This is a genomic window from Nocardia coffeae, assembly GCF_019890715.1.
Lineage (GTDB): Bacteria > Actinomycetota > Actinomycetes > Mycobacteriales > Mycobacteriaceae > Nocardia > Nocardia jiangxiensis.
Genome location: NZ_JAINZY010000002.1, coordinates 175029 through 200178, shown reverse-complemented (window position 1 = coordinate 200178; position 25150 = coordinate 175029). Strand labels below are relative to the sequence as shown.

Sequence of the window (25150 nt, the reverse complement as noted above, 5' to 3'; positions counted from 1 at the left end):
GTGTAGTGCCCGCGGGGAGCCGCGGGGCGATGATGAGGCATTTTCCCAGATAGTATCGCACGATACGATATCGAATGATACTATTGCCTATGACGAGAGTAGATCGGCTGAGCAGATGGAGGCGGATGATCGTGGACCTCTACGAGGCAGTGACCAGTCGGCGAGCGGTGCGTGGGTTCACCGACCGCCCGGTCCCGAGGCGGGTGCTCGAGCGCGTGTTGTCCGCCGCGGCCTGGGCGCCGTCGGGATCGAACATTCAGCCGTGGCACGTCTACGTGGTGACTGGTTCGTCATTGGCCGAGATCAAAAAGCGGACCGGCGAGCGTCTGGCCGAAGGTGACTCCTGGGACGAGCCGGAGTACGAGATGTACCCGCCCGCACTGAATTCCCCTTATTGTGAGCGCCGGTCCGCCTTCGGTGAGCAGCGTTACGGCGCACTCGGAATTGCGCGGGAGGACCTGGAAGCGCGCCAGCGGGCCGCCGCCGCGAACTGGGACTGTTTCGGCGCGCCCGCCGCACTGTTCTGCTACATCGACCGGGACATGGGTCTGCCGCAATGGTCCGACGTCGGGATGTATCTGCAGACCGTCATGCTGCTGCTGCGCGCCGAAGGGCTGCACAGTTGCCCGCAGATGGCCTGGGCGAAATTCCACAGGACCGTCGCGCAGGTCCTCTCACCACCGGACGAGCTCGTCCTGTTCTGCGGCATGTCGATCGGCTTCGAGGACCCCGCCGCAGTGGAGCCTCGCACAGGCCGGGCGCCGCTGAACGAGACGGTCACGTTCGTCGACGACCCGCGATGCGGCGGTTCCCCGGCTGATCGAGCCGCCGTTCATCGCCCCGCGCGGGTAACCATTCGTGTGCCATCTCCGCACACCACCTCTATGAAAGGCACGTCATGAAGGTTGCAGTCATGGGCGGTACCGGACTGATCGGGTCGCAGGTCGTCAAGGACCTGACCGCCGCGGGACATCAGGCGGTACCGTACTCGCTGTCCAGCGGCGTCGACGTCATCAGCGGCCAGGGACTCGGGGAGGCGGTGGCGGGAGCCGACGTCGTGGTCAACCTGACGAACTCCCCGACCTTCGACGAGGCTTCCCTGGCCTTCTTCCAGACCTCGATGGACAACCTTCTGGCCGCAGCCCGCAAGGCCGGTGTCGCCCACGTCGTCATCCTCTCGATCGTTGGCACGGACCAGGTCCCGGAGCTGGACTACTACCGCGCCAAAGCACTCCAGGAGAACCTCCTCGCGGCCGGGCCGATCCCGTACTCGATCGTCCGGGCGACGCAGTTCATGGAGTTCATGGACGCCGTGCTGTCCTGGACCGCCGACGCCGACACCGTCCGGCTCCCTGCCACGCCGATCCAGCCGATCGCCTCCAAAGACGTGGCAGCCGCGGTGGCCCGAGTCGCCGCCGGCGCCCCGCTGAACGGCATTCGCAACATCGCCGGTCCCGAGATCTTCACCCTGGACGAGCTGGGTCGGATCACCCTGTCCCACAAGGGCGACAACCGCACCGTCCTCACCGACCCCACCGCCGGCATGTTCGCCCTCGTCAAGGGAGATGTCCTCACCGACAAGCACGCCCACCTCGCCACCACCCGCTACACCGACTGGCTCGCCTGACATCACCGCCACCCGCGTGTCCTGTCCCAGCCCGGCAGTCTTTTCAGTGCACCAGCCGCGCTGAAACCTACTGAGAGACAACGCCGGAAACACCGTGAGAGAGATAGCCCCGCGGCCGCGGCATCCAGCGGATGAAAGCCTGTCACCGCCAAGCGCGGTGCGTAGCCGACGTCGTGCAAGATCGCCGCATCGGCCAAAAGCTCACCGTCACAGCCCAACCGGGCCGAGAGGCCAGCCGCAGTAGCAGCGACACCCTGCACGTGGGACAACCGTCGCGGCAAGGCTGCGGCTACTCCGACTCAGCAACCCGCCACGCCCACGAGGGCTCACGATCAACCATCGGATCACGCTACCGCGGTTACTTGTCACGGATCAGTCAGCTACAACGCATCGGCACTCTGGTGGAAAGCTGTGACAACGGCACGCCAGTATTCGATCCATTGGTCGCGTGGAGGGTATCGGCTCGGCACCTGTAGCCGGGTTCACCATGTGTCGTAGTCCGGATTCTGGACTACCGGGCAACACAGAGCTCGGCGTGGCCGAGGCGTCGTTGCGGGCGACCGGCCCGTGCTGATCGGGGTGGCGGCTACCGGCGCGTGGTCCGGGATCGGCCTCGCCTCCGGTGCAGGTTCGTGGTCTGCACCGGAGGGTTCGGAGTTTGCGAGAGTCAGTGCACGTACGACAGGACGCTCATCATGCCGGCCTCACCGTGGTAGGCGTTGTGGCAGTGCACCATCCACTGCCCGGGGTTGTCGGCCTGGAGATCGACCTCGACGGTCTGCATGGGCAGCACGATCGAGGTGTCTTTGCGGGGGCCGGTGCCTGCGGGGGTGACGAGCTGGAAAGTGTGCCCGTGCAGGTGCATCGGGTGGAACATCATCGTGTGGTTGACCAAGCGCAGCCGCACCCGTTGTCCCTCAGCGATGTCCAGCGGGGTGTGGTCGGGATAGGCCTCGCCGTTGATCGTCCAGACGTACTTCTTCGAATCCGACCCGAGGGCGAGGTCGAGCGTCTTGTCAGGAGACCGTCGCGGTAGCCGAACCGGTTCCGCGGCATCGAGTTTGTCCGCGGTCAGCGGGATAACCGTCAATTCGGCCGGGCGGACATCGGCCGCAGGCGGGGTGCCGCCGCCGGTACGGATCAGCGCGAACCCCTGCCCTGTCTTGCTTTCCGCGGCAGCGAGCAACGGGAAGACGCCATCACCGAGTTCGACGATCACGTCGTAGCGCTCCCCCATGCCGATCAGCAGGCTGGAGGTGGTGACCGGCTGCACCGGATAGCCATCGGCGTGAGTGACACGCAACTGGTGGCCGCCGACAGCGACACGGAAAGCGGTATCAGCAGCGGCGTTGATGATGCGCAACCGCATCCGCTGGCCCGGCTTGGCGGAGAAGGTGACCGGGTCGGCGCCGATCCGTCCGTTGATCAGGTAGTACGGGTAGTCCTTGATATCGCCCGCGTCGGAGCCGAGCGGTGCGTTCGGGTCGGTCGGCATGGACATGCCGCCCATGTTCATCCCACCCATTCTGCCCATGTCCATTCCGGACATGCCGCCCATACTCATCCCTGCCATGCCCTGAGCCTGCAATCGCCTGAGTTCTTTGTCCGGGTCGCGGCCGTCGACCCCGTCGAGCCAGTCGTCGAGCACGACGACGGCCTCGGTGTCGTAGTCCTTGCCCTCGGCGGGGTCCTCGACGATCAGGGGCGCATAGAGGCCGCGGTCGAGCTGGACGCCGACATGCGGGTGGAAGAAGTAGGTGCCCGCGTCCGGTGCGGTGAACTCGTAGGTGAAATCGCGACCGGGAGCGACGGCGGCTTGGGTGAGGTCGGGCACGCCGTCCATGTCGTTGCGCAGCGCGATACCGTGCCAGTGGATGGTCGTGGGAGCGGGCAGGGCGTTGGTGAGGGTGGTGTGCAGGACGTCACCGCGGTTGACGCGGATCTCCTGGCCCGGGAGTTTCCCGTCGTAGGTCCAGGTCTGCACCTGGACACCGCCGAGATCCACCGTGGCCGGGGCCGCGCGCAGGGCCACCTGCCGCACGGGCGCGCCCGCGGCGCGACGCGCGTCCTCGGCGGCTCGGACGGGGCCGGAGTCAGGCTGGACGAGATTGCGCGAGACCGAGGCGGTCTTCGTGCATGCGGCCAGCACCGCAGCAGTGGCGACACCGGTACCGAGCGCGAGGAATCCCCGCCGGTTCAAGCGCGGGTGGGCAAACTGGTTGGACGACATGGAGTCTCCTGGTGAATTGTGCGAAACGGGTTGGGACAGGCCAGAATCCGCGTCCGGGCATCGCCCGTGGAAGCGCGGGAGGACCTGTCAGACCCGCTGGATCGACAATTCGGCCAGGGACGGCACGGTCCACGGTGGTGGCCGCTCACGGTACGTTCGCCCGAGCCGGGCTTTGAACCGGCTGACAGCCGCCGGTGCGGTATCCGACCAGGCGAGCAGAACGAGACCGATGACCACCGCTGTCGCCGACAGGATGAATTCGCACGCATGCATGGCGCCGGGACAGGACATGTCGTGACCGATGAAAGCGGCCGAGCCGTGCGCCGGCGAGGGGGCGACGATCGAGTGTTCGGGCATGATCCGGTGCGTATCGGCGCAAATCGTGAACGCCCCGGCGTGCATGGCCACGACACCGAACATCAGCAGCAACAATCCGAGCAACCGGGTTCGCCCGGATGCCGCAGACAGCACATGCTGGTCACTCACGACGTCATCGTACCGATGCCCCGACACCCGGCCCATCATTACCCCAGTGGGGTATGTCACCGGCCCCGCGTGATGCCGCCGAACGACTCACATCTCAGCGAAGACCCACTCACGATCGCATGTTCGGTTGCCACGATCGGGAAGGTCGGCGCGTGACCGCCCGGCTCTCGGTGCGGTTGACTCGGCCCACGGCATGGATCGCGTATTCTCGCGTGCACAGCCGGGGAGGCGCGGAAGCTCTTCCGGACCAATCGAATTGGAAGTCAGGAGGTCCCGGCCGATGGGCAGGGCGCACACGGTGGACCAACGGCACAGTTGCCACGGTGATGGCGACCGGAGCGGCTCGGCGCGAACGGTCGCGTCGTGCGGCGAGGCGATCGCCGCAGCGACGTATGCGGCGACAGATGTGGCGCATCCGGAGCGACTCGGCGTCTTCCACGTCGGCGCGGTCGGGACGCGATGACCGTCATCGGTCGGTTGCGGCGCAGCAGCTCGGCCCTGGCTCTGCTGGTGGCGGTTGTCCTGGGCGCACATTCGGCCGTCGGCTGCATGCTGTTCGACGATCGCGCCGATGAACATCCGGCCGTCGAGTCGGGTCCCGTCTCGACGATTTCCGTTGTCGTAAGCGATTTTTCGCACGGCCCACCCGGTGATTCGGGCGGGCCGTGCGCCTCGCACCTGGCCCATTGCCTCCCGAAGTCGATACCCGTCGGCCGTGCGGGCTGGGTTCCGATGCTGTTCTCGTTCGGTCTCCTGCTCACCGTGGCCGTGGTCGCCGCCGCTGCGGTGATGGTGTCGGTCGGTGGTGTGCGCGGGCCGCCGGTGGCCGCTGTTCCTGCGGTGGGGGGCCGGGTCATTCTCACGCGAATCTGTATCGCTCGACGCTGACAGGCCAGCGTCAGGCCGACGGTGTGTTCCTACCTGTCGGCCGGTGTCTGCTGCCCTGCTCACGCACTTCCCGCCGAACGGCGGACTCGATACAGGAAGCGACAGACATGAACAAGGTTGCGCTCGACGATCCACCCGAGATTCCGGCCGCCCTGGTCGCCGCGCCCGTTGCCGCCCGCCGCCCGCACGCGCTGGTCGGCAATACCCCGGTGATGTGGATCGGCGCTCCGATGGCGCCGCGCGGTCGTGGATTCTGGGCCAAGCTGGAGGGATTCAACCCCGGCGGGATGAAAGACCGGCCCGCCCTGCACATGGTGCGTTGCGCCGAACAGCGCGGCCAGCTGGCACCAGGCGCACGCATCGTCGAATCGACCAGCGGCACATTGGGTTTGGGGCTCGCACTGGCGGGGATGATCTCGCATCATCCGGTCACGGTGGTCACCGATCCTGGACTCGAACCCATCGTGGCGCGGATGCTGGCCGTCTACGGGACACGGGTCGAGGTCGTCGGTGAGCCGCACCCGACCGGCGGCTGGCAGCAGGCGCGACGCGAACGTGTCACCGAACTGCTCGGCAGCGAGCCTGGCGCATGGTGCCCGGATCAGTACAGCAACCCCGACAATGTCGACGGCTACGAATCGCTCGCTCTGGAACTCATCGCACAGCTCGGCCGGGTGGATGTGCTGGTATGCGCCGTCGGCACCGGCGGGCACTCCGCCGGCGTGGCCCGCGTGCTGCGCCGGTTCAACCCGGACATGACGCTGATCGGGGTCGACACCATCTCCTCGACCATCTTCGGCCAGCCGGGCGGTCAGCGGCTGATGCGTGGCCTGGGGTCGAGCATCCATCCGGCCAACGTGGACTACGCCGCATTCGACGAAATCCATTGGGTCGCACCCGCGGAGGCGGTATGGGCCTGCCGGACCCTCGCCGCCACCCACCACGCCACCGGCGGATGGAGTGTAGGCGCCGTTGCCCTCGTAGCGGGCTGGGCCGCCGGTGTCCACGACCCGGACACCAGGATCGCGGCAGTGTTCCCGGATGGGCCGCATCGCTACTTCGACACCATCTACAACGACACCTACTGCACCGAACACGAATTACTCGACGCCGACCCGCCGACCGAACCCGACACGATCGCTCATCCGGCGCAGCGGATCGTACGGTCGTGGACGCGGTGCACCAGAGTCGTCGACCCGCGGCAGGCGGCACCGATCGACGGGAGCATGCTGTGACGGCGGTACGTCAGTTCCGTAGCTTCGATCTCGCGGCCCGGCTGCTGATGATCAACCAGTTCGGCATCAATCTCGGGTTCTACATGCTGATGCCGTACCTGGCCGGATATCTGTCCGGCCCGGTGGGCCTGGCGGCGTGGGCGGTCGGATTGGTGCTCGGGGTGCGGAATTTCTCCCAGCAGGGCATGTTCCTGCTCGGCGGCACCCTGGCCGACCGGCTCGGGTACAAACCGCTGATCGTCGCCGGATGCCTGCTCCGCACGGTCGGTTTCGCGCTGCTGGTATTCGCGACCTCGCTGCCGGGACTGATAATCGCTTCGGCAGCAACGGGATTCGCGGGCGCACTGTTCAATCCGGCAGTGCGCGCCTACCTCGCGGCCGAATCCGGTGAACGGCGGGTCGAGGCATTCGCGGTATTCAACATCTTCTACCAGGCCGGTATCCTCGCCGGGCCCTTGGTAGGACTGGCCTTGATAGCAGTGGATTTCCGGGTCACGGCAGGTGCGGCAGCCGCGGTTTTCGGCGCCTTGACCGTGGCACAGTTGTTCGCGCTGCCGACCCGCCGTGCCGACACGGCTTCGGAAAAGACCTCGGTGCTCCACGACTGGCGAAGCGTGGCATCCAACCGGCGGTTCGTCGCCTTCGCCGCAGCGATGATCGGCTCGTATGTGCTCTCATTCCAGGTGTATCTCGCATTGCCACTGCAGGCGCAATACATCGATCGCCCACGGGCACAGGCGATCACGTCGGCAGTGTTCGTGGTCTCCGGGATAGTCGCCGTCGCCGGTCAGCTACGGATCACCGCATGGTTCCGCAATCGCTGGGGCACCGGACGCAGCCTGACCGTCGGCATGACCCTGCTCGCGGTGTCGTTCCTACCGCTGGCGATCGTCCCCAAGCCGAGCATGTTCGGAACAGCCGCTGCCATCACCGCCCTCATACTGTCCGCAGCCGTGCTCGCCATCGGGACCGCGGCGGTATTTCCCTTCGAGATGGACACCGTCGTATCGCTGGCCGGTGACCAGCTGGTGGCCACCCACTACGGGTTCTACAACACCGTCGTCGGGGTGGGGATCCTGATCGGCAACCTGGCCACCGGCGCGGTCGTCGGCGCGGCCCGCACCGCCGGGGTGGAGTGGACAGTATGGATCGGGCTGACCGCCATCGGTGCGACAGCCGCGTTGGCCCTGCACGCACTCGACCAGCGCCGGCCCGGCCGAAGCACCACATCACCCATGACGGCGAATCCGACTGGGCCGCAATCCAGCTCGCCTCAGTCGAGGGTGTAATCCGTCCGACGGCCGTCACACCTCGCGAGCCTTACCGACGATGGCTGGGACACGATCGTCGCGACCGCGCCGGCCACGTCGCCGAGGTTCGCCGCTTGGTCTTCGACCCGACGACCAAGGCTCAGCCGAAACAACTGCGCGAGATCGGTGCCCGCGTACTGCGCGCCGTGGACCCCGACGGCCCGCTCCCCGGCCCCCCTTGCACCGGCGGCCGCAGTGCGCACCGAGTTGGTGAGATAGTGAGCGGTCAGTCCCTCAGCGGTGGAACCGGTCCGGGCGCAGGAAAGGACGCCCGGGTGGTCGAGCATCGACAGGCCTCGGAGTCGCATCTGCCGGAGCCATGGCGGGCCCACAGAACCCCGCCATCGAGTCGCAGTTCCCGAATCACATCGACGCACCGGCGACCGATGTCGGCACTCAGCCCTTCGTCTGGTCGTCGTTCAACATCTCCCCGCGCCGATCCAGCGAGGTGGCTGGGCGCGCGAGGTCACGCAGCAGGACTTCGCGATTTCCGACGAGATCGCCGGCGTGAACATGTACCTGGACCATCGGTGGGGACCGGGTGGTACCGCGGAGCGATCGATCGGTACCAGAACCTGCCCTGCCGCTTCGCTGTGCTGCGAGCCGCGTGGCCCGAAGTCGAGATCGGCGCCTCGGTTACTGCTGTGGTGACCGGGGCGGGGGAATCGAGGCGATCCACGACCGATTCGTGAGCGAGGAGCCACGGTTCGCGGCGCGCTGCGCGTCAGTTCGAGCTCAGATGGCCGAGGGCGTTGCCCGAGTAGGGGCGATTACCGGGACCATTGTTGCCTTCACCAGTACCGTTGTTGTCGCAGCCACTCTTGTCACCGGTGTTGCTGTTGCGGCCGCAGCCGTTGTTGTCCTGGCCGTCGTAGTAGCAGTTGGCAGTGCCACAACCATGCGGCGCCGGGGGTGGCACGTATGGCGGTGCGGCAGCCTGGCCCCCGGACCGGTCGACCTGCACTATGCCCTGCCCCGTGGTCGGCGCGGCAACGGCCGGAACCATCGCCGTCACCGGAATTGCTGTCGCTATTGCCGCCAGCGCGAGCGTGGCGAACCACTGACGTATGTTTGTTCGGTAAATCTCCTTGGTCATCTCGTTGCCTTCCGGAACGGTAGACGAACGCCACTCCCATCGATCGTCACCGCATATATCTTGTTCGCAGGGCGACGACATTGCTCGAAACCTCGGGGAAGCGCGGCCCATGGTGTCTCGGCATCGCGGCCAACGATCCGGAAGGTACAGTTGCATTATCGTTGCAGCGGCTGACGCCTACAGTATGCGCCGATCAGTTCAGCTACGCGAGAGCTAACCCTGCTCACGGTAAATAACTGCCGACCGCCTTCGTTATTCGGGCCGTGCCATCGTCGACGGCTACACCGTGCAACCACAGGTACCCCCCCGATCTGCGCGTCTTCGTCCCGCGAAGTTATACCGCCACTGCGCGCCGCCGGAGCGTTCGACCACCCGATATCCGGAGGCGACGGTGCGGGCGCGCTCGGGTATCGCGGATCCGCTCACCCGAGACGCCACGCCGGACGCGGCGGCCCGGCAACTCGACGACGGCAGTTTCGACCTCACCCGCCGGGCACATGGGATTTCGGTGCGCGCTATCGGCAGCAGCGTTACGGAGACGCTGGTCCCCACGTCAGTGCGGTGGGGTGTGGCGGTGTCGGATCTCGCCGCGTGGTCGGCTGATGTCTTTGGTGAACGCGGCTGTGTCGAAGCCTTCGATCTGGGCCCGGAGCTGACGCAGGTTGGTCTGCTCGAAATATAGGGACCGTAGATTGTATTCGCTCACAGCACGGGAGAAGCGCAAATTCTCCTGGTCCGCCAATCCGAGTTCGGACGCTCGACGCGAACTCCAATTGGCGTCGTTGATCGCTTCTTCGATCTCGGCGATTCGAGTGTCGAGTACCGACAGCATGGTTTCCAAGGGAGCCTTTGCGCCCAGGAAAACTCTCAGGAGAACGGAGTTCTTGACGATCACCGACTCCCCGGTGTCACTGCGGGCCACCCAGCGGGCGAGGGCAGCCTCGCCCGCACTGGTGGTCTGATAGACCTGGCTGCGCCGGACTCTTCCGACGACGGTCGTGTCGCGTTCCTCGACCAGCCCGAGTTCGCACAGTCGGCGCAGTTCCTTGCGGATATGGCTGACCGCGGGTGACCAATAGAAGTGCCGCAGCGTGTAGTGCGAACGCGTCCGGATCTCGCGTGGTGAGAGTTCTTCGTCGTTCACCGAAAGAACGGCCAGCACCGCGTAGGCCGTGGAGGGCAACTCGCCGGTAGACGTGTTGTCCGGCTCGGATGGCTCGGTCATGACCCGACGATAGACGGTGGCAAGATGTCAGTTCTCCTCGGAGACGACGCCCAAGTAGGTTCCGACGACGTCGAGTCGGCGCCCGCCGCGCTCGATAGTGCCGACGAGCACACCGCGGGAGCCCAGAGCACCGCCGGCGTCGATGAGATCGAAGCGCACGTGCACCGGCCGAGACGTCTCGGGATCGGTGATGTCCACGAACACCACGACTTCGTCATCGCTTCCGAGTTCGACCTTCCGGATGAGGTGGCGCGCGGTCAGCTCGAGGAAGGTCTGATCCGACGACAGTGTGAACCGGATCGGCGCACACAATTCGCCTTTGCGAGGAGCAACGCACAGGGTGACTGCCATAGGTTTGTCCACCTTTCCGACGGATGCCGGCGTAGCCGGCTACTCACCACGGTCACAACCCCGCGGGTCTTTCCCCGATCACCCCCGTCTGCGTGAGCGCCCGGAGTTCTTCGGGGGTCAGACCTAGAATCTCGCCGAGTATTTCCGAGTTGTGCTGTCCGAGCAGCGGCGCGGCTGTCCGCATCCACGGCCCGTCGACACTCTGCATGCGGAACGGCATTCCCGTCGTGCGGAACCGGCCCACCACGGGATGTTCGACCTCCTCCCAGAAGCCTCTCGCCACCAGGTGTGGATCGTCGAGCAGGTCCACCGCCCGGGTAACCCGCGCCCCCGCCACTGCGGCGGTGGCGAGCATCTCGACCGCTTCGTCGACGCCGGTCGTGCCCGCCCATGACGCCACCACTCGGTCCAGTTCGTCCGCGGCCGCGCGCCGGCCACGCTCGGTCGCCAGGTCCTCACGACCGGCCAGGTCCGGCCGTCCGATCAACGCGGCGAACCGCTTCCACTGATCGTCGTCGAGTACGGCCAGCGCCAGCCATCGGTCGTCCTCCGCCGTCGCGTACACGCCCTGGGGACTCGCGCCGGGGCCGCGGTTGCCGTCACGCATCGGCTCCTTGCCGTGCGCTCCCGCCTCGAGCAGTGCTTCCGCGGCGACGTTCAGAGCCGCTTCCACCATGGTGGACTCGATCTGCATTCCGCAGCCGGTGCGGTCGCGCACCTCGAGCGCGGCCAGGGCTGCGAATGCCGCGTGCAGACCGGCGACCGGATCGCACACGCCGCGGGGGATGATCGGCGGTCCGTCGGCGGGCCCGGTCATCCATGCCATGCCGCTGGCCTGTTCCATGGTCTGGGCGAATCCCACACGGTCGCGCCAGGGACCGTCGAGCCCGAACGCCGGCATCCGGACCAGCACCGCGCGAGAGTTGGCCGCGCGCACATCGTCCCAGGTGAGACCGAGGTTGTTCATCACTCGCGGGGAGAAGTTCTCGATCACGAGGTCGGCGGTCGCGATCAGCCGCAGAGCCAGTTCACGCGCGTCATCGCGGCTCAATTCCAGTGTGACATCGCGTTTTCCGGAGTTCGAGGCCAGGAACACCGGACCCCATTCCCACCAGCGATCGACCGTCGGCGGCAGCCCGCCGGAGAATCGCATTCCGTCCGGACGTCGCAGTCCTTCCACCTTGATCACGTCAGCGCCGAGTGCGGCGAGCGTGTGCGTCGCGCAGGGGCCGGCCCAGAAAGCGGTGAAGTCGATGATCCGCAGTCCGTGCAGGGGCCGGGACTGCTCGCCCGGGGATCCGGGGTTGGGTCGTGATCGGTTGTCCCACCGTGTGATTCGACCGGAGTCGCCCAGCGGCGGCGGCGGGGCGGGAGGGGCCGTGTCGAACGCGGCGCTACGGTACGGGACCCGGGGTTGCAGGCGGCCGGCACTGTTTTTGACGAATACGCCACGCTCCTGGAAATGGTCGATGTCGGCGACCGAGGTCGGCGTGCCGATAGGCGCAACCGGGATCCGCAGCGCGGAGGCGATTTCCACGATCTCGGCGGTTGTCCGGTCCGCCGCCCATGCGTGAACCATCTCCCGGAATTCGTCCCGCCTGCGGACCCGGCCGGCAAAAGACGCCAAGTCGGCGTCGTCGAGCAGATCGGGCCGCTCGATGAGTACCAGGAAGTCGGCGAACTGCTGGGCGGTAATCGTGCAGAAGCCGACCAGACCGTCGGCTGTCGGCACGATGGACGGCAATTCCAGACTGCGCCCCACGGCCGGCTGACGTGCACCCAGCACGCTCGCCGAGACGGCGCCCAGGCCGCCCATCGTCACCACCATCGACTCGAAGATCGAGACATCGATGACATCACCCTCACCGATGCGACGGCTGCGGCGCACGGCGGCAGCCGCGGCTACCGCACCGTAGACGCCGGCTACCCACTCCCCCGTGCGACCACCGGCCTGCAGCGGCATCTCGCCCGGCCAGCCCCTGCCCTCGATCGAGCCGCACATCGCCTGCAGCACGAACTCGTTGACCGCGCGGTCGGCCTCGGCATAGGGACCGTCCAGCCCGAACGGGGTCACCGTGACCGCCACCGCGGAAGAATCCGGCCCGGCCAGTTCCCGCACGAACGGCAGCGTCCACCCTCCAGAGCCGTCGGTCACGATCAGATCGGCACATTCGAACAGGTGGGCCACGGTGGCAGCCGAGGACGGCTCGGCCACTACCGAATCCTTGCCGGCGTGCAGGAAGTCGAACAGCACGCCGCTGCTCGGGTATTCGGTTCCCGAGACACCCCATCGGCGTAACGGATCACCGGTGGGTGGCTCGATCTTGATGACATCGGCACCGGTGTCGGTGAACAGCTTGCCGCAGTAGGCCGCCGCGATGCCCGCAGAGATCTCGACGACGCGGAGTTCCGCGAACGGCATAGGTTTGTCCATGATCGTCGGCGTTCTCAGCTTCCGGCTTCCACGCCGGTGCGGGCCTGGCCGAATCGCGTCATTCGTGCCCATGCCTCCAGGTCCCGCTCGCTCGCCTCACGCCCGACATGGGTGACCACATCCACATCGTTCGCCTGCGATCGCAGGTAACCGGCCGTCGCGTGTTCCTTCGGAATGTGGGTGAACGGATCGAACGAGTAAGCCTTCATGGCATTTCGGTGAGTGATCTTGTTGATCTCCTCGTCCGGCAGATGGCCCATCGTATCGATGACGTCCTCGGGCGCGAACGGCCAGTTCGAGTCCGAATGCGGGTAGTCCGACTCCCAGCACAGGTTGTCCTCGCCGAACCATTTCAGGATGTCGACGCCGACCTTGTCGGAAATGAAGCAGCAGTAGATGTGCTTGCGGAATACATCCGCCGGGCCCGAGTATCCGGGTGGGAAGCTTGCCTTGGTCCAGCCCGAGTGCCGGTTGAGGACATGTTGCGAGCGCCAGAGGAAATACGGGATCCAGCCCACGTCACCCTCGGTCAATGAGAATTTCAGGTCGGGGAAGTCTCGCCAGAACTCGGCCCAGATGAGCTCGGTCAGCGTGTACATGCTCATCATCGACGAGACGGTCATCGCGACGCTCGGCGGTGCGTCGGTGGAGACCAGCGGCATCCGCGACGAGGAGCCGACATGGGTACAGAGCACGACGTCGTTGTCCGACGCCGCCCGGAATACCGGATACCAATAGTCCGTGTGGATGGTGGGCATGTTCAATGCCTCGGGGTTCTCCGAGAATGTGACAGCGTGGCAGCCTTTGTCGGCCAAGCGCTTGATCTCCTTGGCCGCCTCCTCGGCGTCGAACAGGGGCAGAATCCCGCACGGGATGAACCGCCCGGGATAGGACCCGCACCATTCGTCGACGTGCCAGTCGTTGTACGCCTTGATCATGATCAGATTCAGGTCCCGGTCGGGACCCTGATTGAGGACCTGGCCCGAAAAGCCCGTCCAGTTCGGGAAATTCAGCCCGGCGAGTTGCCCGCCCGCATTCATGTCGCGAACCCGCTCATCGACGTTGAAGCATCCCGGGCGCATCTCGTCATAGCTCGACGCGTCGATGTTGTACATCTCCCGGGGCTTGCCGGCGACGGCGTTGAGGCCCATGTTCCGGCCACGCAAGTCGCCGTAGTACCACTGCTGGGTGCCGTCCGGCTCGTGGATGACGCGGGGGGCTTTATCCTTGTAGCGCAACGGCACGTGCGCCTCGAACATGTCAGCGGGTTCGGCGATGTGATCGTCGACGCTGATCAAGATCAAATCGTCCTTGTTCATGTCAAGCTCCGTGGGTTGGTCGGAATTCGAGTGGTTCGGATGAGCGACGCAGGGTCAGTCGCTCGCCGGCAGTGGTTTGCTCTCCTTGATCACCAGATCCCCGTCCCCGATCGACAGCCCACCGTTCCCGGCGACCGTCACCAGGACCTCGAGTCCAGGGTGATCAGGGTGCGTATACCGTTTGCCGAGCATGGATCCGGTCATCTTCGTTCCGGCGGGTGTGACAGCGCGGTCGTGAGCACTGCCGCGTTCGCGCATCGGCACGCCGCCGCAACTCAGTACCGCGGGACCGGCCCCGGCGCGTACGACGATCACCTCCGTGTCGCACACCTGGCTGCACAATCGCAGCCCGGCCCTCAGGCTCGGCCCGGTTTCTGTACTCATTCGAGGTTTCTCCTTCCTGGACAACGGGTCAGGCCGGTATCTCGGACTCTTCGCCGAGCATCTCCACCAGTCGCCGGCGGTGAACCTTGCCGCTGGGCGTCTGCGGTAGCTCGGATCGGACGATCACCTCGTCCGGCGTGCGGGACCCCCGCAGCAGAGCTCGCGCGTGCTCACGAATGGCTCGCACATCGACCCGGGCACCGACACGGGGAACGACGACGGCGACGAGACGCTGGCCCCACTCCCGGTCCGGCAGTCCGATCACTGCCACGTCGCTCACCGCGGGATGGCGTAGCAACGCGTCCTCGACCTCGGCCGGGGCAATGTTTTCCCCGCCCCGGATGATGACGTCGTCACAGCGGCCCGCGATATACAGATAGCCCTCGGGGTCGAAGGACGCCCGATCCTTGGTCGGGAACCAGCCGGCGGGATCGAGTACCGACGACATGCCCTGGTATTCGCCGGAGATCTGCGGCCCCCGCACCCACAGTTCGCCTTCCTGACCGTGCGGCAATACGGTTCCGTCCTCGTCCCGGACCTCGGCCTCGACGCCGGGCACCAACCGCCCCGCCGACGCAAGCCTGCGCAGCGCCGCAGGGTCGGCGGAGGAGAATGCCACTCGATGCTCGTCCGGCCCCAGCACCGCGATCGTCGAACTGGTTTCGGTGAGCCCATAGGCATTCACGAAGTCCGTGCCCGGGAACGCCCGCAGCGCCGCTTCGAGAACCGGTCGCGGCATCCGGGCGCCGCCATAGGCCAGTGACCGCAACGTAGGACAGTCGGCCGGCGCACCGCCGAGATGGTCGACGATCCGGGCGAGCATGGTGGGAACCACCATTGTGGTGGTAACCCGTTCCATCCGTACCAGTCTCAACCAGTGCGCGGGGTCGAAGTCGGGCAGATGGACGACCCGTCGCCCGGCATACAGATTCGACAGCGCGGACCCGACTCCGGCGATGTGGTACGGCGGCACGCACACCAGCGCGCAATCGGTCTCGTCCGCGGTGGCCAGATCCACGGTGCCGAGTACATAGGACAGCAGATTCGCGTGCCGCAGCACCACGCATTTGGGGTCGGCCGTCGTGCCACTGGTGAACAGCAGAACCGCCGCGGAGTCGGCATCCGCCTCGGGACCGTCCGTCGCGGTGGTGGAGGTGCGGATTTCATCCAGCCAATCGACCGTGGGCACCACCGGATACCCCGCCCCCGCCACCATCGTCAGATATGCGGGCACCGCCATGATCAGCGGCCTGTCGAGGCGTCCGAGCAGACGACCCAGTGCCTGGGCGGGCAAGCGATAGTTCAGCGGGACGAACGGCACACCGGCACCCGCCGCCGAGAACAGCGCGGTGGCGAAGAGGGGCGAATTGGGGCCGAGGTAGACGACGCTCCCCGGGGACCGGCCGCGCAGCCAGGTCGCGCCACGGCGGGTGTCCGCCTCCATCTCGGCCAGGCTGGTACGGGGAAACACGAGGCGCTCCGGAAGGACGGAGGAGGCCATCGACAACAGGGTGCAGATGCTCACGAGCTCTCCGATGTGTGACGTACGTCGCCAGTAAACAACAGACTATTAGTCCCGTCAATCTGTTCGGCGAGCCCGGCCGTGACCAGGCCTGCCGCTCAGGGGCTTTTCGGAAATCGCCACTGCTGTAGCGTTATTGAGGTGTAAGCTCCCGACAGATCGAACCTGGAGATCCGGATCAAACTTGATCTATTAGTCTGATATCGTCGTGGCCTGCATCACACTTGCCGGGTCAGGCGGACGTGAGCTGTCAGCGAGTACGAGGAATTCATGACGAAACGGCGCGCCGCCATCGTGGGCGTCCACAACACGAAACAGGCTCGGCGCCTGGAGAACCGAACCAGCCGCACGCTGGTCGCCGAAGCCGCGCTCGGAGCACTCGACGACGCCGGCCTCACACTCTCGGACGTCGACGGAGTGATCAGCGAACCCGACGCCACGACGGCGCTGGTCTACGACCTCAGGCTCGGCCCCGCCTGGATCGGCGGCCGATTCGGGGTCTCCGCCGTCGCCGAAGCAGCCGCCGCCGTGGAGATGGGCGAGGCCGACGTCGTCCTCATCGTGGCCGGAGCGGCCGGGATCTACACCGAGCACGACTCGACAGCACCCTGGACCCGCCCGGAGAACGAATACGTCGCACCATTCGGCCTGTTCACTGCTGCCGAGTTCGCCCTGATCGCCCGCAGGCACATGATCGAGTACGGCACCACGCCGGAACAGCTGGCCGCTGTCGCCGCGACGATCCGCAACAATGGCCACCGCAATCCCGAGGCCGTCTACTACGGGCGAGGACCGTTCGAGCCCGAGGACATCCTCGCCTCGCGGATGGTGGCCGACCCTTTCCATCTCCTCGACTGTTCGATGACCTCGGAAGGCGGGTGCGCGCTCGTCGTCACCACCGACGATCGCGCTGCCGATTCGGCCGGACGGCCGGTGTACGTCCTCGGCTCGGGTTCCGACCACTTCGGTCCCTCCTATCAGTTCGCCCCCGCCTGGGATCTGACCGGACGCCGAGGCGACGAGGTGAACGGCAGGGTCGGCGCCAGAGCGTGCCGACGCGCGTTCCGTCGGGCCGGAATCTCGAGATCCGACGTGGACGTGCTCGAGCTGTACGACCCGTTCTCGTTCGAGATCATCCGGCAACTCGAGGCCTTCGGCTTTTGCGAACCGGGCGAGGGCGGCCCGTTCGTGGAGGACGGGCACATCTCGATCACCAGCAGCCACCCGGTGACGACCGACGGAGGAACGATGTCATTCAGTCATGCCGGAGCTTCGCCGCAGATGCTGCAGCGCGTCATTCGCGGCGTTCAGCAGGTACGCGGGCAAGCGGGGCCGCTGCAGGTCCCCGGCGCTCGTATCGCGCTGTGCAGCGGCGGAGGCGCCGGGGCGCTGTTCACATCGGTGATCCTGCTCGGAGCGGATCTGTCGTGACCGAAATCCTCCTCCCGCAACGCGGCCCGCTGCCGTGTTCGCGGCCGACCCGGGTCAGCGCGCACTTCTGGGCGGGCATCGCTGCCGGCGAGCTGCGGTACCAGATCTGCGCCGGCTGCGCATCGGTCAACTTTCCTCCCGTCGAGATCTGTCGAGAATGCCAGATCGCTGACCTGACATGGCATGTCAGCGCCGGTCACGGCACCCTGTACAGCTGGACGGTGGTGCATCGTCCGGTCACGCCCGCGTTCGCCGAACTCCCGTACGCGCCCGCCATAGTGCACCTCGACGAGGGTTTCCGAACAGTCACCAACCTGATCGGCACAGCACCGGGCGACATCACCCCCGACATGCGCGTGCAGGTCGCATTCCATCGCGTCCACGGCGAGCTGCACTTGCCGTATTTCCGTCCCGTCACAACGAAACAGACACAGAAATAACGAATCCCTTTCCCACACAGTCGCCTTCATCACCGGCTCCGCTCGCGGGCGAGGCCGCAGTCACCCGATCCGGCTCGCACGCGTCGGCTCCGACCGACGCCGTCTGCGCACCGATTCCCGGCGTTCGATACTCGTGCGCCACGGCCTACTCTGGCGACTCGTAGGTCAAGGACGCGGAAACGGTTCACTGTCCGGGGCCGTGGGGCCATTTGACCATGCAGCCCAGGTCGATCGGGATGCTGGTGCCGGTCATATGTCGGGCGGCGTCGGAGGCCAGGAAGAGCACGAGTTCGGCGACGTCCTCGGGTTCGAGCCAGGGCGCGGGCAGGGCGTGGTATGCGGCGGAGGCGGGCCGGAAGTCGTCCTTGGTGACTTCTCCGTCGATGTCGGGGCGGAAGACCTGGTAGATGCCCTGGGCGTTCATCAGGTGGGTGTTGCAGTTGGTCGGATGCACGATGTTGACCCGGATCCCGCTGGGCGCGAGGTGCTGCGCCATCTCTCGGGTGTAGCCGACGAGTGTCTGTTTGGACCAGCTGTACCCCGCGCCGCCGGGACCCATGATCATGCGAGGGTCGGTCGAGGACGTGGTGTTGGGAATCAGCGCCGCGGTGGATCCGGTGATCACGATCGAGCCGCCGCTGCCTGCTGCGAGCAGGTGCGGGACCGCCACAGCGACGGTGTTCATCACGCCGATGAGGTCGACGTCGACGGCATCGTGGAAATCCATGGGCTGGGGGTCGCCCATGGCCAAGGGCAGGATGCCCGCGTTGGCCATGACGTTCGTCAGCGGGCCCAGTTCGGTGATCCCGTTGTCGAGGGCGTCGGCGAGTTGCTGCCGGTTGCGCACGTCGGCCTTGGCGACAATGCAGCGACGGCCTTCTTGTTCGACGAGTTGCTTTGTCTCGGAAAGGTTTTCCCAGCTCGCCATCGGATACGGATTGGAATCGATGTCCTGGCAGATGTCGATGGCGATGATGTCCGCGCCCTCTCGGGCCTGCAGTACCGCGTGGGCTCGTCCCTGTCCTCGGCCCGCGCCGGTGATGAACGAGACCTTTCCCTGCATACGTCCTGCCATAGTTCCTCCTCGGGTGTCCACGGCGCTGTGGTCGATCGAAGTTGATGTCAGAGCGTCCGGAACAGGCCGCCGTCGACCAGCACCTGGGCACCGTTGATGTACCCCGCGGCCGGACTGGCCAGCAATACGCACAGTCCGGCGATATCCGCCGGTACGCCGATGCGTTTCATCGGATTCATCGCGGCGGCGTGAGCCTGGGCCTCAGGGCCCCAAGCCTTGGAAATGTCGGTGTCGAACGCTCCGGGCAGCACGAGGTTGGCGCGGACCTTGGGCGCCCATGCTCCGGCGAGGGCCAGAGTGAGCGCGTTGAGGCCGGCCTTGGCCATCGCGTACGGGAGATCCTCGACGCCCGGACGCAAGGTCCCGGCCGTGGTCACGTTGATGATCGATCCGCCCTCGCCCTCGGCCATCCGCGCGCCGAACAGAGCTGAAAGGCGAAACGGGCCACGGGCGTTGACCGCGTGGACCTTGTCGTAGAGCTCTTCGGTGACCGAGGGCAGATCGTCGTAGACCGGCGACATTCCGGCGTTGTTGACCAGAACGTCGCAGCGGCCGAAGGTGTCGTAGACGGTGTCGAACAGGACCTGGGCGGCATCCCAGCGGCCGACGTGGCAGCCTACCGGCAACGCGCGACGACCGGTGATGGCCTCGATCTCCGTGGCTACCGCTTCGCAGTTGTCGAGTTTGCGGCTGGCGATGACGACATCGGCTCCGGCCCTGGCGAATTCGGTAGCTACGGCGCGGCCGATGCCGCGGCTGCCGCCGGTGACGACCGCGACCTTGCCGGACATATCCAGCTGTGCGGCGAGTCCGTCGGACGGAACGCTCGGATCGAGATCGGGCACGGTATCTCCACTTCTGAGTTCACGCTGTCGAATGCGCAGCGTGGGTGTGTTGTTCTTCGGGAACCGGTCGAGCGGCGTACGCCGGTCAGCGAGTCTTCGCGGACAAGGATCGGGCCAGTTCGGCGGCGGTGGCGATCGACCGCATCGCCATCGGGCCGAAGGCGTCCAGGACCTTCGGATCGGCGCTACCGCCTTTCACGCCGAGCGCGTCGGACGCGGCGCGGTGGCGCGCAACCACGCCGCGGCCGGGAACATTGTGCCGATCGAGCCGGCCACCGAGCTTTTCGGGAATGATTGCGGTATCGGTCATTTCGATTCCGCTCTCGGGCCGCGCGGCGTCCAGAACGCGAGCCGCCAGCTGCTCATGTCGAGGCTGTCGTGCATCCGGATCTGTCCCGATGCCACCCTGGCCCGTATCTCTGCCATGATCGCTTCGGCCTCGCCCTGCATCTCGTAGATGATGGCGTATCGCTGCTCGGGGGTGGATGCGCCCGGTGCTCGGTAGATTTCGGAATCTCGCAACGTATATCGCTGCGCGGACCGCATGCCGGGAACCGCGAGCAGTTGCGGGACGTGGACGTTGTCGTACCACTCGTTGAACTCGTCTTCCCTGCCTGCCACGGGATTCGAGTAGACGATTTGTATGAACGTGTCGGTCATGTCGATTGTCCTGTTCTTCGCCAACGTCGACAGAGGCGCGGTTTACAGCAACAACATGCCCTCGGCGCTGGTCGCAGCGTCATGAGAGCGTTCCCGGCGTACGGGCCGCTGCCGGACGTAGATGTTTGACCGACTGCACGCTGATATCCCATCCCGCCGCCTGCGCGCGCAGCCCGGTGACCGTCGCCTGATCGCGGGGTATATGAGCGAACGGGTCATACCGGAAGTGCCGCATGGCATTTCGGTGGGTGATCTTGTCGATCTCGTCGTCGGGCATGTCGGTCAGCGAGGGCAGCAGTTTCTCCGGCGCGACCGGCCAGGTGGAATCGGAGTGCGGGTAGTCGCACTCCCAGGTGACGTTGTCGACATTGAGGTGGTGGCGGTTCTCGATGCCCACCAGATCGTCGATGAAGCACAGGATCACGTGTTCGGAGAAGATCTCCGAAGGCAGCCGTCCGGCGAGATCCATCCCGCTCCAGTGCTGGGTGTGTCCGTAGATGTAATCGATCCGTTCCAGGAAGTAGGGCAGCCACCCGATTCCGCCCTCGGACAACGCCACTCGCAGTGTCGGGAACCTGCGGAACACCTGACTCCAGAGCAGGTCGGCGGCGGCGGAGAACAGCCCCACCGGCGAAAGGGTGTACACGAGTTCGATCGGTGCGTCGGGAGATGTCATGGGCGGCTTGGAATTCGAGCCGAGATGCATACACACGACGGTGCCCTCCTCGGCGCAGGCGGCCCACAACGGGTCCCAGTGATCCGAATACAGGCTGGGCAGGCCGAGATCGTAGGGGCTGGAGGAGAATGTCACTGCGTGGCAACCCTTTTCGGCCATCCGGTGAACCTCCGTGGCGGCGGCCTCGGGATCCCACATCATCGGCAGCGCGAGGGGGATGATGCGGCCGGGGTAGGTCCCCGCCCATTCCTCCATATGCCAGTCGTTATAGGCGCGGACCATGGCGGCGGCCTGATCCTTGTCGGCGGTCTCGGCGAACAGTTGCCCGCAGAAACGGGGAAACGAGGGGAAGCACATCGATCCGAGCACCCCGTTGGCGTTCATGTCCTTGATCCGGTCGTGAATGTCGTAGCAGCCGGTCCGGATCTCTTCGATGCGGGTGGGTTCCCTGCCGAACTCCGAGGGTGGGCGTCCGGCGACGGCGTTGAGGGCGGTGTTGAGGATCGTGTGCCCGTCGTAGAGCCAGGCCATGGTCCCGTCCTCGCGACGAACGAAGCGTGGCGCGAGGTCCCGGTACTTCCTCGGAACACGGCCCTGGAACAGGTGCGCCGGTTCGATGACGTGGTCGTCCACACTCACCAGAATCAGGTCGTCGACATTCATCGGTCCTCCTCGTTTCCCTCGATCGCCACGGGGCGCAATATCAACCGATCAGATCCAGCACCAGCCGGGTACCGAGCTCGGATTCCTCGATCCAGGGCGCGAGAGCGCTGAAGCATTCGGCCCACACCCGACTGGCGCGGGCGTCGTCGTGTTCGGCCGCCGCCGCGACGAAGTCCGCGAAGCCGGCCTGAGCCCGACGGTTGGTCGTGGCCACCCACGGGACGCTCTTGGCGTCGGCGGTGACCGCCGGGTCGACCCCGGCCCGCACCCAGTGCAGGATCTCCGCGATAACGGTCAGTGCCGGGTTCTCGACTGCCGACAACGCGGCCCGTTCACCGTCCTGCCAGGCTTCGACGAACCGCGTGGTGTCATCGACGGCGTCAGCCATGTCCAGAGCCACGGCGGCCAGTGTGGCGAGTTGCTCGGGACTGCTGCGCAACGCGACCAGGCCCATGATCGGTGGTTCGATCAGCCGCAGGGCCCGGGAGAAGTCCGCCAGGGTTGTCCCCCGCGCTTCCAGCACGATGCCCGACAGCTGCGCGGCGACCCGTGTCGAGGGCCGCAGGATGGTAGCGCCTCCCCGGTCGCCGGTGCGCAGGTCGAGCAGGTATTCCATCTCCAGGATTCGCAGCGCTTCGCGCAGCGTCGGCCGAGAAACCCCGAACTCCTCGGCCAGATCGGCCTGCGGCGGAAGCCGGTCGCCCTCGCCGAGTCGGCCTTCGGCGATACGCGTGCGGATTTCTGCGGCCACCACCGTGGCGCGCCGCGGCGCGGACTCGGGATCAGACTGCCCGGCCAGGGCACGCCACAGCGGGGCGATATCGATGGGCTGACGACTGATGTTGCGGCCGACCAGGATTCGGCTCGTGGTGTAGAGGTAATCGCTCCACACCTTTCGGGCCAGCGATGCCTCCCGCCTGCGAACGGCATCGAGGAATGCACTGTGCCCGACCACAACCCGCCGGGCAACGCGCTGCGCCACCGCCGGATCGGCGTTCCCGATCACCGAGTAGACCTGCCCGGCATAGATATCGCGGAATACTCCCGCGATCACCTCGATGGTCCGATTGCCGGAAAGCTGGGTGAGGACCTGGTCGAACCTTCCCACGGCGGTGACGAAGGCGAGCGGATCGTCCTCGGCGGCCCGCTCGGCATCGTGCAGCGCAACAAGACGGTCCAGATCCTCGTCCGTTGCCCGAAGGGCGACCAATTCGGCGACCGGCGGCTCGATCACCGATCGGGCTTCTTCCAGATGGGCCAGGCTCGTCCCGCGCAGTTGCAGCAACAGGGTCACATATCGCCCCACAGCTTGCAGACCGGGCCGTCGCACCACCGCACCCCCACCCCGGCCACGCCTGATCTCGATGAGCTGTTGGGACTCGAGAATCCGCAACGCCTCACGCAGCGTCTCGCGGGAGATCCGCAGTCTCGCAGTGAGTTCGGCTTCGGGAGGAAGCTGCTGGTCCGCGACCAACTGCCCGCTGAGGATCTCCCGCCGCAGGTCCGCAGCCAGCAGATGCGAAACCTTCTGAGTGTTACGGCGCGGTAGGGCCCGCCAGTGACTGTCGTCGCTGGGTGGGATCGCGGCGAGGTGGCTCGCCCGCTCGGAGTCGCCAGGGGGGTTCGTCATGATGATGTCAGTACCATTGCCGCGCACTGCGGATATACGCCGCTGGCGACCACCGCCACCCGAGCGTCGGGCACCTGGCGATCCGCACACTGATTCCGCAGCTGAAGCACCGCTTCGTTGAGGAATCCGATTCCGTGTAACCGTCCCTCGGCGAGTTGTCCGCCGGCGGTGTTGAGCGGGAAATCGCCGCCCGGTCCGATGCGGCTGCCGTCACCCAGCCAGTCGCCGAATTCGCCTGTCCCACAGGCTCCCAGCGCCTCGATCCAGGCGGTGGTCACCGGGGTGAACCCGTCGTAGAGCTGCGCGACATCGACATCCGCGATGGTGACCGAGGACCGTTGCCAGAGCCGCTGCGCGCAGTTGATCGCACCCCCGTAGAGGAAGTCGGAATGGAACATCCAGTCCGCGCCTGCGCCGGTGCCGTAGGACATGGCATCGACGAGTACGGGGCGCTGGCGCAGGTCGGCGGCTCGCTCGGCGGTGGTGATCACGGTAGCCACGGCGCCATTGACCGGATAGTCACAGTCGAGGACCCGCAGCGGGTCGGCGACCATGCGCGAGGACAGGTAGTCCGTCATCGTCAGCTCATCGCGCAATACCGCCCGCGGATTGAGCGCGGACCAGCGCCGGGCATTGATGGCAATGCGGCCGAAATCCTCCTCGGTGCGCCCGTATTCGGCCATCCATCGCTGTTTCTTCAGACCGAGCAGGGTCAGGATTCCGCCGAGATAGCCGTAGGGGGTGAGGAATTGATCGCGTCCGCCCACCGATCGGGGTCCGGCAGCCACACCGCCCTGATGTCCCGCCACCCGGGTCAGGCACCGGAATACCAGCGCGGTCTCGCAGGCGCCCGAAGCCACCGCCATCACCCCGGCCAGCGCACCGGCCACACCGGACGGCCCGCTGGGGAAGATATCGGCGAACGCGGCGAGGTCGTGCACTCCCAGTAGGCGCGCCATATCCTGGGCCCCAGGCGATTCCGGGCCGAACTTGTACTCGAAGATGCCATCGACATCTGCATTGGGCACGCCCGCATCAGCCAGTGCATCCTTCGCGGCCGCCAACGCCAGCGCCTTGGGATGTGGCTGACCTACCCGGCTCAGTTCCGAATAACCGACACCCACCAGCGCGACCTCGCGCGCCAAGTGGCTCATGCCACGCCCCCGATCAACCGGAACTGCGGCAGCGTTACCGCTCCCCGCTGTTCGAAGACGACCTCGACCGGCAGTCCGCAGGACAGCGGCGTTCCCTCTGGCACAGCTACGAGATCGGCCAGAATCCGAAGCCCCGGTTGATCTTCCAGCTCGACGAGGACCACGACATACGGCAGCGCGTCGACGAACCCGGCATGTAGCGGCCGATCCATGACGCAATAGGAGTAGATCACGCCGCACCCGGCGATTTCGGTGAGGTCGAAGTGCTCGCCCTGACAGTGCACGCAGCAGATCTCGGGCGGGTACTGCATCCTCCGGCACGAACAGCAACGCTGCAGCACCAGTCGCCCCGCGGCGGCCGCGTCCCAGTAGAAGCGTGTGACGTCATCGGGTTCCGGCACCGGACGAGGGTCGGCGGCGACCCGAATGTGTGTCCGTGTCATGGCACTTCTCCACATCTTCGAGATTC

Annotated in this window: 26 protein-coding genes and 1 pseudogene; 8 read left to right on the top strand and 19 right to left on the bottom strand. The window is 66.3% G+C overall.

Features of this window, described 5'->3' with window-relative positions; genetic code table 11:
- Window positions 1-131 precede the first annotated feature (131 nt).
- Window positions 132-791, top strand: a pseudogene (locus K7711_RS10040) (nitroreductase); the annotation flags it as partial.
- Window positions 792-898: 107 nt separating this feature from the next.
- Complete coding sequence (locus K7711_RS10035) at window positions 899-1627, top strand: SDR family oxidoreductase (RefSeq protein WP_222967357.1); 729 nt, start codon at window positions 899-901, stop codon at window positions 1625-1627.
- Window positions 1628-1629: 2 nt separating this feature from the next.
- Here the strand turns inward: K7711_RS10035 and K7711_RS10030 are convergent, their stop codons facing one another.
- From K7711_RS10030 to K7711_RS10020, 3 genes are all read right to left on the bottom strand, one after another.
- Entirely contained in the window at window positions 1630-1887 is a 258-nt protein-coding gene (locus K7711_RS10030) for an HD domain-containing protein (protein ID WP_308014616.1), read from the bottom strand.
- Between the two features lie 407 nt (window positions 1888-2294).
- Window positions 2295-3857, bottom strand: coding sequence for a multicopper oxidase family protein (locus K7711_RS10025; protein WP_222967353.1), 1563 nt, complete (start codon window positions 3855-3857; stop codon window positions 2295-2297).
- An 87-nt stretch (window positions 3858-3944) separates the two neighbouring features.
- Window positions 3945-4343 carry a DUF6153 family protein gene (locus K7711_RS10020; RefSeq protein ID WP_222967351.1) on the bottom strand — a complete coding sequence of 133 codons (399 nt, stop codon included), beginning with the start codon at window positions 4341-4343 and terminating at the stop codon, window positions 3945-3947.
- Window positions 4344-4623: 280 nt separating this feature from the next.
- On the opposite strand from K7711_RS10020, the gene K7711_RS10015 reads away from it, so the two are divergent.
- The 4 genes from K7711_RS10015 (at window position 4624) to K7711_RS10000 (ending at window position 7755) form a co-directional block, all read left to right on the top strand.
- Window positions 4624-4806, top strand: a complete 183-nt coding sequence (locus K7711_RS10015; RefSeq protein WP_222967342.1) for a hypothetical protein — start codon at window positions 4624-4626, stop codon at window positions 4804-4806.
- Window positions 4803-5231 carry a putative copper homeostasis (lipo)protein LpqS gene (lpqS, locus tag K7711_RS10010; protein WP_222967334.1) on the top strand — a complete coding sequence of 143 codons (429 nt, stop codon included), beginning with the start codon at window positions 4803-4805 and terminating at the stop codon, window positions 5229-5231. The genes K7711_RS10015 and lpqS overlap by 4 nt, the downstream gene beginning before the upstream one ends.
- 107 nt (window positions 5232-5338) lie before the next feature.
- Window positions 5339-6466: a PLP-dependent cysteine synthase family protein gene (locus K7711_RS10005; protein WP_222967333.1), complete on the top strand. Its 1128-nt coding sequence runs from the start codon at window positions 5339-5341 to the stop codon at window positions 6464-6466.
- Entirely contained in the window at window positions 6463-7755 is a 1293-nt protein-coding gene (locus K7711_RS10000; RefSeq protein WP_308014615.1) for an MDR family MFS transporter, read from the top strand. The genes K7711_RS10005 and K7711_RS10000 overlap by 4 nt, the downstream gene beginning before the upstream one ends.
- Here the strand turns inward: K7711_RS10000 and K7711_RS09995 are convergent.
- The 8 genes from K7711_RS09995 to K7711_RS09960 form a co-directional block, all read right to left on the bottom strand.
- A complete protein-coding gene (locus tag K7711_RS09995) occupies window positions 7740-8063 on the bottom strand; it encodes a hypothetical protein (protein WP_222967331.1) in 324 nt (107 codons plus the stop codon). The genes K7711_RS10000 and K7711_RS09995 overlap by 16 nt on opposite strands.
- 437 nt (window positions 8064-8500) lie before the next feature.
- Window positions 8501-8872, bottom strand: a complete 372-nt coding sequence (locus tag K7711_RS09990; protein WP_222967329.1) for a hypothetical protein — start codon at window positions 8870-8872, stop codon at window positions 8501-8503.
- A 553-nt stretch (window positions 8873-9425) separates the two neighbouring features.
- Window positions 9426-10097 carry a PadR family transcriptional regulator gene (locus tag K7711_RS09985; protein WP_222967327.1) on the bottom strand — a complete coding sequence of 224 codons (672 nt, stop codon included), beginning with the start codon at window positions 10095-10097 and terminating at the stop codon, window positions 9426-9428.
- Between the two features lie 27 nt (window positions 10098-10124).
- Window positions 10125-10448: a hypothetical protein gene (locus K7711_RS09980; protein ID WP_222967325.1), complete on the bottom strand. Its 324-nt coding sequence runs from the start codon at window positions 10446-10448 to the stop codon at window positions 10125-10127.
- A gap of 52 nt (window positions 10449-10500) precedes the next feature.
- Window positions 10501-12882: a CaiB/BaiF CoA-transferase family protein gene (locus tag K7711_RS09975; RefSeq protein ID WP_222967323.1), complete on the bottom strand. Its 2382-nt coding sequence runs from the start codon at window positions 12880-12882 to the stop codon at window positions 10501-10503.
- A 14-nt stretch (window positions 12883-12896) separates the two neighbouring features.
- Entirely contained in the window at window positions 12897-14201 is a 1305-nt protein-coding gene (locus K7711_RS09970; protein ID WP_222967321.1) for an amidohydrolase family protein, read from the bottom strand.
- Window positions 14202-14255: 54 nt separating this feature from the next.
- Complete coding sequence (locus tag K7711_RS09965; protein ID WP_222967318.1) at window positions 14256-14585, bottom strand: hypothetical protein; 330 nt, start codon at window positions 14583-14585, stop codon at window positions 14256-14258.
- Between the two features lie 28 nt (window positions 14586-14613).
- Window positions 14614-16110, bottom strand: a complete 1497-nt coding sequence (locus tag K7711_RS09960; RefSeq protein WP_222967316.1) for a class I adenylate-forming enzyme family protein — start codon at window positions 16108-16110, stop codon at window positions 14614-14616.
- 267 nt (window positions 16111-16377) lie between these two features.
- Here K7711_RS09960 and K7711_RS09955 point away from each other — a divergent pair, with 267 nt between their 5' ends.
- Window positions 16378-17538: a thiolase family protein gene (locus tag K7711_RS09955; RefSeq protein ID WP_222967308.1), complete on the top strand. Its 1161-nt coding sequence runs from the start codon at window positions 16378-16380 to the stop codon at window positions 17536-17538.
- Window positions 17535-17978 (top strand): Zn-ribbon domain-containing OB-fold protein, encoded by a 444-nt coding sequence (locus K7711_RS09950; RefSeq protein WP_308014614.1) that lies wholly within the window; start codon window positions 17535-17537, stop codon window positions 17976-17978. Before K7711_RS09955 ends, K7711_RS09950 begins: the two co-directional genes overlap by 4 nt.
- 184 nt (window positions 17979-18162) lie before the next feature.
- Here the strand turns inward: K7711_RS09950 and K7711_RS09945 are convergent, their stop codons facing one another.
- The 8 genes from K7711_RS09945 to K7711_RS09910 all read right to left on the bottom strand — a co-directional run bounded on the left by K7711_RS09945 (window position 18163) and on the right by K7711_RS09910 (window position 25124).
- Window positions 18163-19053 (bottom strand): mycofactocin-coupled SDR family oxidoreductase, encoded by an 891-nt coding sequence (locus tag K7711_RS09945; RefSeq protein ID WP_222967306.1) that lies wholly within the window; start codon window positions 19051-19053, stop codon window positions 18163-18165.
- A gap of 47 nt (window positions 19054-19100) precedes the next feature.
- Window positions 19101-19844: an SDR family NAD(P)-dependent oxidoreductase gene (locus tag K7711_RS09940; protein WP_222969209.1), complete on the bottom strand. Its 744-nt coding sequence runs from the start codon at window positions 19842-19844 to the stop codon at window positions 19101-19103.
- 139 nt (window positions 19845-19983) lie between these two features.
- Entirely contained in the window at window positions 19984-20208 is a 225-nt protein-coding gene (locus K7711_RS09935; RefSeq protein ID WP_222967304.1) for a hypothetical protein, read from the bottom strand.
- On the bottom strand, window positions 20205-20558 hold the full coding sequence (locus tag K7711_RS09930) for an EthD domain-containing protein (RefSeq protein WP_222967302.1): 354 nt from the start codon (window positions 20556-20558) through the stop codon (window positions 20205-20207). Before K7711_RS09930 ends, K7711_RS09935 begins: the two co-directional genes overlap by 4 nt.
- Window positions 20559-20637: 79 nt before the next feature.
- A complete protein-coding gene (locus K7711_RS09925) occupies window positions 20638-21897 on the bottom strand; it encodes an amidohydrolase family protein (protein ID WP_222967294.1) in 1260 nt (419 codons plus the stop codon).
- Between the two features lie 40 nt (window positions 21898-21937).
- A complete protein-coding gene (locus K7711_RS09920) occupies window positions 21938-23527 on the bottom strand; it encodes a FadR/GntR family transcriptional regulator (protein ID WP_222967292.1) in 1590 nt (529 codons plus the stop codon).
- Window positions 23524-24681 carry a thiolase C-terminal domain-containing protein gene (locus tag K7711_RS09915; RefSeq protein ID WP_222967290.1) on the bottom strand — a complete coding sequence of 386 codons (1158 nt, stop codon included), beginning with the start codon at window positions 24679-24681 and terminating at the stop codon, window positions 23524-23526. The genes K7711_RS09920 and K7711_RS09915 overlap by 4 nt, the downstream gene beginning before the upstream one ends.
- A complete protein-coding gene (locus K7711_RS09910) occupies window positions 24678-25124 on the bottom strand; it encodes a Zn-ribbon domain-containing OB-fold protein (protein ID WP_222967288.1) in 447 nt (148 codons plus the stop codon). The genes K7711_RS09915 and K7711_RS09910 overlap by 4 nt, the downstream gene beginning before the upstream one ends.
- Window positions 25125-25150 lie beyond the last annotated feature (26 nt).

Bases quoted from the DNA above. Each gene is read 5' to 3' on its own strand.
- K7711_RS09985 (WP_222967327.1), bottom strand. From the start codon at position 10,097: ATGACCGAGCCATCCGAGCCGGACAACACGTCTACCGGCGAGTTGCCC.
- K7711_RS09945 (WP_222967306.1), bottom strand. From the start codon at position 19,053: ATGGCAGGACGTATGCAGGGAAAGGTCTCGTTCATCACCGGCGCGGGC.
- K7711_RS09940 (WP_222969209.1), bottom strand. From the start codon at position 19,844: ATGTCCGGCAAGGTCGCGGTCGTCACCGGCGGCAGCCGCGGCATCGGC.
- lpqS (WP_222967334.1), top strand. From the start codon at position 4,803: ATGACCGTCATCGGTCGGTTGCGGCGCAGCAGCTCGGCCCTGGCTCTG.
- K7711_RS09925 (WP_222967294.1), bottom strand. From the start codon at position 21,897: ATGAATGTCGACGACCTGATTCTGGTGAGTGTGGACGACCACGTCATC.
- K7711_RS09910 (WP_222967288.1), bottom strand. From the start codon at position 25,124: ATGACACGGACACACATTCGGGTCGCCGCCGACCCTCGTCCGGTGCCG.
- K7711_RS09975 (WP_222967323.1), bottom strand. From the start codon at position 12,882: ATGGACAAACCTATGCCGTTCGCGGAACTCCGCGTCGTCGAGATCTCT.
- K7711_RS09915 (WP_222967290.1), bottom strand. From the start codon at position 24,681: ATGAGCCACTTGGCGCGCGAGGTCGCGCTGGTGGGTGTCGGTTATTCG.
- K7711_RS09980 (WP_222967325.1), bottom strand. From the start codon at position 10,448: ATGGCAGTCACCCTGTGCGTTGCTCCTCGCAAAGGCGAATTGTGTGCG.
- K7711_RS09930 (WP_222967302.1), bottom strand. From the start codon at position 20,558: ATGACCGACACGTTCATACAAATCGTCTACTCGAATCCCGTGGCAGGC.
- K7711_RS09970 (WP_222967321.1), bottom strand. From the start codon at position 14,201: ATGAACAAGGACGATTTGATCTTGATCAGCGTCGACGATCACATCGCC.
- K7711_RS09955 (WP_222967308.1), top strand. From the start codon at position 16,378: ATGACGAAACGGCGCGCCGCCATCGTGGGCGTCCACAACACGAAACAG.
- K7711_RS09995 (WP_222967331.1), bottom strand. From the start codon at position 8,063: ATGCTCGACCACCCGGGCGTCCTTTCCTGCGCCCGGACCGGTTCCACC.
- K7711_RS09990 (WP_222967329.1), bottom strand. From the start codon at position 8,872: ATGACCAAGGAGATTTACCGAACAAACATACGTCAGTGGTTCGCCACG.
- K7711_RS10035 (WP_222967357.1), top strand. From the start codon at position 899: ATGAAGGTTGCAGTCATGGGCGGTACCGGACTGATCGGGTCGCAGGTC.
- K7711_RS09965 (WP_222967318.1), bottom strand. From the start codon at position 14,585: ATGAGTACAGAAACCGGGCCGAGCCTGAGGGCCGGGCTGCGATTGTGC.
- K7711_RS09935 (WP_222967304.1), bottom strand. From the start codon at position 20,208: ATGACCGATACCGCAATCATTCCCGAAAAGCTCGGTGGCCGGCTCGAT.
- K7711_RS10005 (WP_222967333.1), top strand. From the start codon at position 5,339: ATGAACAAGGTTGCGCTCGACGATCCACCCGAGATTCCGGCCGCCCTG.
- K7711_RS09920 (WP_222967292.1), bottom strand. From the start codon at position 23,527: ATGACGAACCCCCCTGGCGACTCCGAGCGGGCGAGCCACCTCGCCGCG.
- K7711_RS10015 (WP_222967342.1), top strand. From the start codon at position 4,624: ATGGGCAGGGCGCACACGGTGGACCAACGGCACAGTTGCCACGGTGAT.
- K7711_RS10025 (WP_222967353.1), bottom strand. From the start codon at position 3,857: ATGTCGTCCAACCAGTTTGCCCACCCGCGCTTGAACCGGCGGGGATTC.